Source organism: Candidatus Cloacimonadaceae bacterium, from assembly GCA_030693415.1.
Taxonomy (GTDB): Bacteria; Cloacimonadota; Cloacimonadia; order Cloacimonadales; family Cloacimonadaceae; genus JAUYAR01.
In genome coordinates this window covers 1-10,537 of sequence record JAUYAR010000050.1, presented here as the reverse complement: position 1 = coordinate 10,537, position 10,537 = coordinate 1, and the positions used below count along the sequence as shown (strand labels likewise).

Genomic DNA, 10,537 nt, shown 5'->3' with positions numbered 1-10,537 from the left:
CATATCGGTCCATTGGATATAAGCGAGGATGAGCGGAAGATATTGAGCATGATAGTTGACCGTATGATCAAGGGTCAGCCTCGCCAAGGAAGATTTAGCGATAAAATTGAGCAACTGGCTGAACATATCTATTTCAAATATTATTCACAAAGCTTGCTTCTACATCTTGCACCTGATACAGGGTATCAAATTCTGTTATCCGCTACTGAGGGCAGCAACTATACTTCCAATATGACTATAATAACTCATTCTTCAAATATGCCAAGAGCTAATTTTCGGAAATTCTCTCGAATAATGGAGTCTCGGTTTTAACTCAAAACTGAAGGCGAAAGCTAAAACGGAAACGATAGCCCAATACTTAGAACCAATGCATAGCTTTGCCTTCAACAATGCCTGCTTTGACTTAAAACTCCGCCTGACAAGGATTTAGTGCAGCAGTCAGATTTCAGCGGCGGAGTTTTGGGTTAAAGCGAAGTCGTACAAATGGTCTCGTTTGCAAGCCTCGAGATGTCCAAGTACATACATAACTTAGATTCGAGTGACTGAGGGGCAAATAGAAAGTCCTCGCGGGCTTTGACAGACGGGGATGTCTGCCGCTGTATGCCAAAAACCCCGTCTTCTCATCGAAAACGGGGTTTTCCACATTTTGCCGTTTGATATTCTATATTATTAGAACTTTACAGCGCTAAATCGGGTCTGATAGAGCTCCTCGATGCGTTTGTCCAATTCGGAGGCTGCGGGTATGGCGGTGTCGCGCAGAGTTTCCGGGATGACGGCGTTTTTGTCGAAACGGGCGGCTTTGACGTTTTCCGCCTTTTCGATCTTTTCTTCCGCCAGAGCGTTCCAGTGATTGATATCCGCGGTGGCGGGAGATATCCATCCAAGCTCATAGAAGAGGCGCAGCAATTCGTTTATTTTGTTTGATTTCATAGGGTTGCGATAGCGGGTGATGATTGCTTGATTTGCCAAAGCGTAGCCGTCGATCTCCAAATATGAAGAAGCCGGAAGCAACAGATCGGCACAGCTTTTGTCGTCTCTGAACTGAGTGATCGCCACGCAGAGCTTGGCATTATCACATTTCTGCGCTTTCGCACCCCAGGCAACTACGAGATCGGCAGTCGAGGGCAGATTGAACCTGGGTTTGATCATCTGCAAACCGGAAAGATTTGGATAATCCGACGTCACAAATATGTTTGTGGGATGGCTGCCGATTGTGGAGGCAAGCTCCCATATCTTGTATGCCTCACGCTCGGAAATGCGGTTTTGGTTATAGATAAATAGCTGCCGATCATTGGTTTCCACCGCGCTGAGGCTACTGTGAACGCTATCCGCGAAACGAGTGACTGTGCCTTCGCCGATGGGCACTACGCGCAGTTTTTTGCCGCCGCGTTGTTTGAGCCGCAGCATTGTTTTGAGTGTGTGATTGATATCTCCCACGATGATATATTCGTCGAAGCGGCTGAGGATCTCATAGGCATCGTCTTTGGGTGAAATGTCCAAACAGGCATCGCTGAAATAGCTGTAATCGCATGCGGCATATAGATTTCCGCCGCATGATTCAGCCGCTTTTTGAGCAATCAGCATCTCTTCCAAAGAGATATATGGGGAGATCTCGAAGCGTTTGCTTTCGCAGGTGCTTAGCTTTGTTTCGATCAGAGTTTTCGCTTCATGCCAGGAGATATCCTTCCACACGCCGTTATCTTTGCAACGGGGGTTGATCAGGCGGTCGGGATCGTTTAATCTCTGCCAGCCGAAACGTCCTTTGAAGCAGATGTTTCTGCCGTTGAAACCGGTTCCTTCCTTTTCTTCGGGAGTGGAAACGCGGGTCACGATCGCGGTCTGGCTTTCGCATTTGATCGCGCAGCCGGTACCGCAAATACCGCAGTTTTGGAGGGTTTCGTCATTTGGCAGGGGATTCATCTTATAGTGGATGTTTCTTTCTACCAAAGCCCCGACGGGACAAACCGCGATGCACTTTCCACAGCTTTCACAAGTGGTTTGCGTGAGCGATTCGCCAAATTCGGGTGCCACGCCCGAGGAAAAACCTCTGTAGATATAACCAAGCACCGCGGCGCCCTGGATTTCGGAACAGGTGCGAACGCAGCGTCCGCAATTGATGCATTTGTTGGCATCGCGCGCGATGAAGGGATGTGAATAATCGATGGGATGTTTGTTGATACTGCCCGGGAAACTGAGCGCGTCAACTTTGTAATCAGTGCAATATTCGCGCAGGAAACAGGTTTCGTTCACCTGACAGCCGCATTCGAGACAGCGGTCTGCCTCGGCTCGTGCCTGATTTTCATCAAAGCCGAGTTCCACTTCCGCGAAGGTGCTTTTTGCCTTGTCCATCGCTATCTCAGGCATCTTGAAGCGTTCGATCTTCTCGAAGATGGAATATTCCTCTGCCGATATCTCCTCAACTTTCTTTCCTTTTTTGGAATCGAAACGAGGAGCGTCGCCCTTAATGCCTTCTCCGGAAAGGAAACGGTCGATCGCCTCCGCTGCCAATCTGCCATCGGCGATGGCTTCGATTGCGGTTGCCGCTCCGGAGCGGAAATCTCCTCCGGCAAAGACGTTTTTAAGTCCGGTGTGCATGGTCGCTTCGTCCACGATGGCTGTCTGCCAGCGGCTTACAGGTAAGATGTTGCCATCTATGTAGTTATCTTCATGGGTAAAGATATCCACCTCCGGTACCTGAGAGATGGCAGCGATGATGGAATCAAAGGCTTCGGTGAAAGACTCGCCTGTGGGTTCGGGACGCCTTCTGCCGCTGGAATCTGGTTCGCCGAGACGCATCTTTTCGATCACGACCTCTTTGAGTTTGCCGCTTTCCCCGATATATTCAACTGGGTTGCATAGGTAGTGGAAGATGATGCCTTCATGCTCCGAAGCCTCTATCTCAAAGGGCTCGGCGGGCATTTCTTCTTTGGTGCGGCGATAGATGATGCTCGTCTCGCAGCCAAGACGTAAAGATGTTCTGGCACAATCGATCGCGGTGTTTCCACCTCCCACGATGGCGACTCTTTTCCCCAGCGGAGGAGTGTTTCCCAGGCTGAATGCCTTGAGAAAATCCACGCCCAGATAGCACCCTTCCAGGTCGCTGCCCTTGACCGGCATCGGAACCGCTTTCTGGGCTCCCAAAGCAAGATAGACGGCATCGTAGTCCTCGCAAAGTTTTTGTAAGAAAAAGTCTTTACCGAGCTGAACGTTGTGGTGTATCTTCATGCCGTTGGCGCACATCAGCTCTATCTCGCTGTCCAGGATAGCTTTGGGAAGACGGTATTCCGGGATGCCATACCGCAGCCAACCACCCGCAGCGGGGGAAGCTTCAAAGACCTCCACTTCATAACCGTTTGTGCTAAGATAATATCCGCAGGTCAAGCCGCTGGGTCCGCCACCCACGATGGCGATCTTCTTGCCGGTGGGAGGAAGCTTTTCCGGGATGTAGTTCCACACGTCGTTCAAATCCTCATCCGCGCAATAGCGTTTCAACTGACGAATGGCGATGGGGTCTTCCACGATCTGCCTGCGGCATTCCTTTTCACAGAAGGCTGGGCAGACGCGTCCTATCGAAAGCGGCATCGGAAGAGTGTCTTTGATCACTTTCACGGCTTCGTGATACTGGCCGTTGGCGATCAAAGATACATAAGCTTGGACGTCCACGTGATCCGGACAGGCGATCTTGCAAGGGGCTTCGCAATCTGCATAATGATTTGAAATAAGCAGTTCCAGCGCCATTTTTCGGGCGTTGCGGATCTGATCGTTGTCGGTGACAATGTCCATACCGGGAGAGAGATAGGTGCCGCAGGCAGTCACGAATCCGCGACGTCCTTTGACTTCGACCGCGCAGACCCAACATGATCCGTAAGGTTTCAGTTCTTCGTCGTGACAAAGGGTGGGGATCTCGATTCCGCGTCGTTTTGCAAGCTCGAGGATAGTGATTCCGGCTTCGGTTTCCAGCTTGGTTCCGTTTAAAGTTACTTCGATCATTTTCTCTCTCCTAAGCCTTGGTGATGGCATTGAACTTGCAGGTTTTGAAGCAGGCGCCGCATTTGATGCAGGCTGCCTGATTGATGAGATGCGGCTTTTTGACCGTGCCGGATATGCAGTTTACCGGACACTTGCGTGCGCAGGCTGTGCACCCAACGCACTTTTCGGCGATGACTTCATACTTGAGCAGGGATGTGCAAACGCCTGAGGGGCAGCGCTTTTCCTCGATGTGGGCGATATATTCGTGTTTGAAATAACGCAAAGTGGTGAGCACCGGGTTGGGAGCCGTCTGTCCAAGCCCGCAAAGCGAGCCTTTGATGATATTGGCGGCAAGCTCCTCGAGCTTTTTAATGTCCTCCGGCAATCCCTTGCCCTGTGTGATGCGGGTGAGTATTTCCAGCATGCGGCGGGTTCCGATGCGGCAGAAAGTGCATTTGCCACAGGATTCGTTTTGAGTGAAATTGAGGAAATAGCGTGCCACATCGACCATGCAGGTGCCGCTATCCATGACCACCATGCCTCCGGAACCCATGATCGCTCCGGTGGCGGTGATGGAATCATAATCCACTATCGTATCAAGCAGTTCCGCGGGAATGCAGCCCCCGGAGGGACCACCCAATTGAACCGCTTTGAAAGGCTTTTCGGTTTTCATGCCGCCACCCACCTTATAGATGATGTCGCGGATGCTGATGCCCATGGGAACTTCGATCAATCCACTGCCGGCGATTTTTCCAGCCAGAGCGAAGACCTTGGTGCCGGAGGACTTATCCGTTCCCAAAGCTTTGAAAGCCTTGGCGCCGTTGAGGATGATCCAGGTGATATTTGCCCAGGTCTCCACATTGTTGATATTGGTAGGTTTGCCCCAAAGACCAGATTCCGCAGGAAAGGGAGGGCGGATTGTGGGCATGCCGCGTTTGCCTTCGATGGATTGCATCAAAGCGGTTTCCTCGCCGCAGACAAAAGCTCCGGCGCCTTCCTTGATATGCAGTTCGAAACAGAAATCCGTGCCCATGATGTCTTTGCCCAGATAGCCTTTTTTCTCGGCGGCTTCGATAGCGATCCTTAAATGGTGGATAGCCAGGGGGTATTCGGCACGGCAATAGATGTAGCCTTCATCCGCGCCCATGGCGAAGGCGCCGATGATCATGCCTTCGATCACTTTGTGCGGATCTCCCTCGAGTACGCTGCGATCCATGAAAGCACCCGGATCGCCTTCGTCCGCGTTGCAGATCACATATTTCTTGTTGCTTTTGGCGGAAGCCGCAAAGCTCCATTTCAAGCCCGTGGAAAATCCCGCTCCGCCGCGTCCACGCAAGCCTGAATCCTTCACTTCGGTGATGATGGCGGCTGCGCTCATCGAGAGAGCTTGCTTCAGCGCTTTGTACCCGCCGGTCTCTTCATATTCTTCGATTGCTTGAGGATCGATCACACCACAATTTTGCAACACGATGCGATGCTGGTTGGCGAGTAGCTCGTTGCGCGAGGCAGGATGCTTGTCCGCAAGGATGACGTTTTGGGCGGGGAGCTTGCCTGCCAGATATTCATTTAAAAGCGTTTCGATATTATCGGCAGTGACCTGACCAAGGGTAACCTTTCCTACCGTGGATCCGCTCAGTTCCACGATCGGTTCTTCGAAACACATGCCGATGCAGGCGGTCTTGTGCAATTTCACGGGCAGGACATTGTGGAGGACTAACTCTTCAATTTTCCGATAGACTTCCTCCGCTCCGGCGGCGAGTCCGCAACTGGCGAGCCCCACTTTGACGTTGATATTCTCCATCTTCCCTCCTAAAAACTGAAACGTTGCAGGATTGCGGGGATCGCTTCCGGGGTGAGCTTGCCAAAGGTCTGATCGTCGATCATAATCACCGGTGCCAGGCTGCAACAGCCCAAACAGGCTACTTCCATGAGGGTGAAATTCATATCCGCGGTCGTCTCTTCACCATCGGCGAGCTTGAGATTTTCGATCAGCGCATACTTGATGCTATCGGCGTCCGAAACGTGGCAGGCAGTGCCCTTGCAGACGCGGATGATGTGTTTTCCCTGGGGTTTGAGACGAAACATCGAATAGAAAGTGGCGACGCCATAGATCTCGGCGGCGGGGATGTCCATAAAGTCGGAAACATACTTCATCGTATCACGCGAGAGGTATCCTTCCAGGTTCTGAACTTCCTGCAACAGTGGAATCAAGATGCCCTTTCTGCCCTTGTAGGCAGTGAGCACGGCATCCAGCTTGCGGTCTTCGTTCTGCATAGCTTTTTTCCTTTGCTGAAAATGAATTTGTCCTACCCCACATCACACAAACTGGAGGGTAAAACCATTAGTTTCACACCGAAAATAAAACGCGTCTGCTTGTCAAATGAAAAGTAGTTGCGCTTCAGATCAGTTATCTATCTTTGTTCAGAAGGAGTAGCTCCCCCCTCCGTCAACTTCCATCTTATGAAAGCTGCGGAAATAGAAACGCGCGCCGTTTTCAGGAGAGGGATTGATGATCAGCTCCCCCGCGATGCTGTTATAGACTCTTGGGTTCTGCTTTGCGGCGGTGATGACTTTGACGCCGCTGGAGATCAAATTGCCGATCTCTTCGAGGTCGCGCTCTTGCAGAATAAGTACCCGGCTCAGTTGAAGAGCAAAGTTTCCATGCGTTCCCCTGCCTTCGAGAATGAGGCTATCCGGTGCGGCGCTGAACATCAAAAACAGCTTGTCCGGCATTTTTCCCGGTGCTGCGAGACCTTGTTTGGCAAGCGTGAAAGCGACATTTGGGTTTGCCCTCGCCGCATCGATGAAGACCAGGGTCGCCACTCCTTTGTTGATCTGTGTGATCAGCCCGGAGAGTTCAATGGCGCCGCTTTTGACTGCCGTGGCATCCTTGAAGGTCGTTCCCACCGGCAACAGATAAGTGGCTCCGTCAAGCTGCACCGCCTGTCCGCTGAAATAGAAGAGGGCGAGATCATCGGCACCGACCGTTTTGGCATATTTGGCGATAGCGGTTTTGAAAGCCGCGGCATTGAGATTGGTGTTTCTGGTCACCTGAAAACCAATCCGAACCAGTGTCGTGTCGATCAATTGCGCATCTACGACAGGGTGTTTGAGCGGCTTATCCGAGTATCCGGCATTGCCGATCACCAAGGCTTTTTGTGCTCCGAGGGAGACCAGCGCGAGGCTGACCGCCATCCATACGAGCAATAGTTTTTTCATCTTAACCTCCGGGTTAACAGTGTATTAGATAGTCTGTTCATTATTTTTTAAATTGGGGCTTTTTCGGCAGCAGCTTTTCAAGGCTTTCGATGCTTTCTTGCGTGATCGTCATGCCGGCGCTATCTCCCATAAATTCCTTGATCCGCAGAATGCTCTGATAGCACTTCAGCGCTTCCTCATGCCGCATTAGTTCAGTATCGACCATGCCCATGTTGCCCAGGGCTTTGATCAGTTCAGCGCGGTCGTTCATTTTCTCCGCCAGTGCGAGTTTGCGGTTCAGGTAGGGAATGGCTTCCAAATAGCGTTTTTGCAGGATCATCGCGTGTCCGAGGTTTCCGATGGCGAGGGATTCATCTTTGAGCAAGCGGCTCTCTTCAGCGAGGCGCAAACTCTCTTCAAAGGAATGCTCCGCTTTGGCGAAATCCTTCTGTTCCAGATAGATGAGCCCGAGGTTATTAAGCGTTTTGGCAATGCGGGCTTGTTCGCCAAGTTTCTCCGCCAATTCCATGCTGCGGGAATGAAGATCGATAGCAGCATCAAATTCCCGATGATGCTGATGCCAGACGCCGAGGAAGTTCAAAGCCACGCACAAAAGCAGCTTATCCTGTAGTTGATTTGCCAAAACGAGGCATTCATCCCAATGGCTTTTCGCGTCCTCCGGTTTGCGACGGAAGAAACATAGCAACCCACTGAGCCGCAGCGCGTTGAAACGCAGGGTAAGGTCTTTTGTTTTTTCGGAGACAATCAGCATTTGCTGCAAAATCTCTTCCAGCTTTGTCCAATCTCCGTTCAGCCAGAGGATTTCCGCGATCTTGAGCAGCACCGCTCCGCGCTTTTCATGCTCCTGCGGATCAAGCAGTTGCAGCAGTTGATGGTAAAGCTCCAGCGCCTGTGTGTTGTTGTAAATCTTTGCCGCGGCGTCGGCTGCTTTTTCCAGATAGTGAGTGGCTTTGTCGGTGATCTCTCCCCGGACAAAGTGTTCCGCCAGAGCGAAATGAAACTCCTCCAAACGGTCAGGAAAGATGTCCTCGATCGCCTCTCCGGCAAGGCGGTGCAGGATCTTGCGGTTGGAATGCAGCAGCGTCTGATATGCCACTTCGCGGGTGGTGACGTGTTTGAAGAAATAGCTCGAATAGTCAAAGCCCAACATCTTCATGATCATGGCTTGCTGTTCGAGGCTGGCAAGGGTGCGATCCACGTCCAAGCTGTCTTCCAGGCGCTTTTCCACTTCGCGCAGGATTTCCACAAAGAATTCCTGCCCGATCACCGAAGCCTTTTGCAGCAGCAATCTCAACGCCAGAGGCAAATTGTCCAGACGCGAAAGGATCAGTGCGTGCAGGTTTGCCGGTACAGGCAGATCCTGCATATCGTCCGGCGCCAGATCGGCGATGTAGTTGCACCATTCTTCCAGGAAAAAGGGATTTCCCGCGGAAAGCTGAACCACACGGTCGATGGTATCCTCGGAGAGATCGAGCTGTCTGCCGTAGTTGAAGATCATGTTTGCAATATCCTGCTCATCTAGATGATGCAGCTCGAGCAGAATGAAATGCTCCGAACGCGAAAGATAAGCCGGAAGGGAATAATCCTGACGATACAAAAGCAGCCAGAGCTGGGCATAGTCGCTTTCCGAGAAATGACTTATGATGTGTTCGAGTGCGGCGGCGGAGCTTTCATCCATCCAATGCAGATCGTCAATGATAAAAACTATCGGCAAGCCCGTGGCAGCCGCGCTTGTAAGTATAATGCGCAGAACGCTTTCCGCGGCTTGCAGGAGATGTTGGAGCAAGTCTTTGCCGCCTTGTTTGATTCTCGCATCGGCAGTTTTGATCTCCAAAAGAAAGGCGATCATGGCAAAAGCGTCATCCAGCGCGGCTTGCTGTTCATCAGTAGCCCCTTCTTTAAGCGCGGCAAAGCCCAATTCGAGCTTACTCAGTTTCTCAGGAGGCGTTTCGTTGATACGCAGGACAAAATAGTTCTCAAACAGGTTGGCAAAGAGATTTAGCGGAGTGGGGCTGACGGAATTGCAGGCAGCGGTGATGAAGACCGCGTCACATTCAATATATTTGCGGAATTCATAGACGAGGCGGGTCTTGCCCATGCCGGCTTCAGCTTCGATGCCGATGATCTTTGTCCGCTTGTCCGAGCGAGGGGATTTGATCTGTGCAAAGGCTTCGGATAACAATCCCAGCTCAATTTCCCTTCCGATGAAACGGCTGTTCAGACGTTGCCAGCGCGGCAGGCTTTGAATCTTCAAACTCTTTGGCTGCCAGCATTCGATCGGCACTTCGATGCCCTTGACCTGTTTTTGCCCGAGAGCAACGAATTCAAAGACGTGATCGACCAGCTTTTTGGTGGCGGCTGGCAGCATAATTCCATTCACGGGGGCGTTGCTTTCCATGCGGGAGGCAAGATTGACCTCGGGTCCATAGACGGTGAAATCTCCCTCGCGGGATTCGCCAACCTTTCCCACGCTCACCATACCGGTATTGATGCCGATGCGCAAGCCCAATTCCACGTTCTCAAAGCCCGGCTGCTTGTTCAGATATGCGTTGTAGGCGATCAGTTGCTGCTGCATTTTGAGTCCTGCGCGAATGGCACGTTCGCTATCCTGTTCGCTGGCTTTTTTTGCGCCAAAGAGCGCCATGATGCCGTCTCCCATATATTTATCCACGAATCCGCCATAGAAAGTGATGCAGCGGGAAAAGACTTTCATCAGCTCGTCCATCTTCAGATGAATGATTTCCGGATCAAAACGCGTGGAAAGATCGGTAAAACCCTTGATATCGGCAAAAAGCATCGTTACTTCGCGCAATTCGCCTTCGCGAAGATGACACTTGTTCTTCTGGGACAGATTGTCCTCTTCCAGATCAAACAAACCGGTGCCAAAGAGTGATTCGTCGTTATCCATCCTACCTCCAAAACGTCAATAAAGCGGCATAAACTGCTTTGCTGATCATTCTCAAAGGTGCCGCATACTTGTCAAGAAGTTTCCTGGATTGCGTCCTAAAACAGTCTCTAATAAGCGCCTTCCAAGCTTGCAAAAGGGTATCTTGCCGCATCCCAACTGAGTCAAGATAGGTTCGGCAACAATGAGACTGAAGGCTCAAACCAGACTGGGATACTTTGAGTCCCACAGCAGTGATTGATTCAAAAGCAGACATTCCATAATTCAGATATGGCATTTTGTTAAAATCCGGCTAAAATATAGTTAACCCAAGTTTCGCATTTTAGGGACTAAGTTATTGGTATATATGACAGTCATTTTTCAGTTAGGCACTAAACTCTGTGTTTAGAGATGATTTGATTTTTGAAGACTTTGACGTTCAGCAGGGAGTAGATTTTGTCTGCC

5 protein-coding genes are annotated in these 10,537 nt (G+C 51.0%); all 5 read right to left on the bottom strand.

Annotated features, from left to right (window positions below):
- Window positions 1-669 precede the first annotated feature (669 nt).
- Entirely contained in the window at window positions 670-3,990 is a 3,321-nt protein-coding gene (locus tag Q8M98_03175; GenBank protein MDP3113757.1) for an FAD-dependent oxidoreductase, read from the bottom strand.
- Window positions 3,991-4,000: 10 nt separating this feature from the next.
- Complete coding sequence (locus tag Q8M98_03170) at window positions 4,001-5,770, bottom strand: NADH-quinone oxidoreductase subunit NuoF (protein ID MDP3113756.1); 1,770 nt, start codon at window positions 5,768-5,770, stop codon at window positions 4,001-4,003.
- A gap of 8 nt (window positions 5,771-5,778) precedes the next feature.
- Window positions 5,779-6,243, bottom strand: a complete 465-nt coding sequence (gene nuoE, locus Q8M98_03165) for an NADH-quinone oxidoreductase subunit NuoE (GenBank protein MDP3113755.1) — start codon at window positions 6,241-6,243, stop codon at window positions 5,779-5,781.
- A 147-nt stretch (window positions 6,244-6,390) separates the two neighbouring features.
- Window positions 6,391-7,188: a caspase family protein gene (locus Q8M98_03160; GenBank protein ID MDP3113754.1), complete on the bottom strand. Its 798-nt coding sequence runs from the start codon at window positions 7,186-7,188 to the stop codon at window positions 6,391-6,393.
- 40 nt (window positions 7,189-7,228) lie between these two features.
- Window positions 7,229-10,096: an adenylate/guanylate cyclase domain-containing protein gene (locus tag Q8M98_03155; GenBank protein MDP3113753.1), complete on the bottom strand. Its 2,868-nt coding sequence runs from the start codon at window positions 10,094-10,096 to the stop codon at window positions 7,229-7,231.
- Window positions 10,097-10,537: the final 441 nt, after the last annotated feature.

What these genes read in the sequence shown, in the direction of transcription:
- Q8M98_03175 (MDP3113757.1), bottom strand. Translation starts at nt 3,990, where the DNA reads ATGATCGAAGTAACTTTAAACGGAACCAAGCTGGAAACCGAAGCCGGA.
- Q8M98_03170 (MDP3113756.1), bottom strand. Translation starts at nt 5,770, where the DNA reads ATGGAGAATATCAACGTCAAAGTGGGGCTCGCCAGTTGCGGACTCGCC.
- nuoE (MDP3113755.1), bottom strand. Translation starts at nt 6,243, where the DNA reads ATGCAGAACGAAGACCGCAAGCTGGATGCCGTGCTCACTGCCTACAAG.
- Q8M98_03160 (MDP3113754.1), bottom strand. Translation starts at nt 7,188, where the DNA reads ATGAAAAAACTATTGCTCGTATGGATGGCGGTCAGCCTCGCGCTGGTC.
- Q8M98_03155 (MDP3113753.1), bottom strand. Translation starts at nt 10,096, where the DNA reads ATGGATAACGACGAATCACTCTTTGGCACCGGTTTGTTTGATCTGGAA.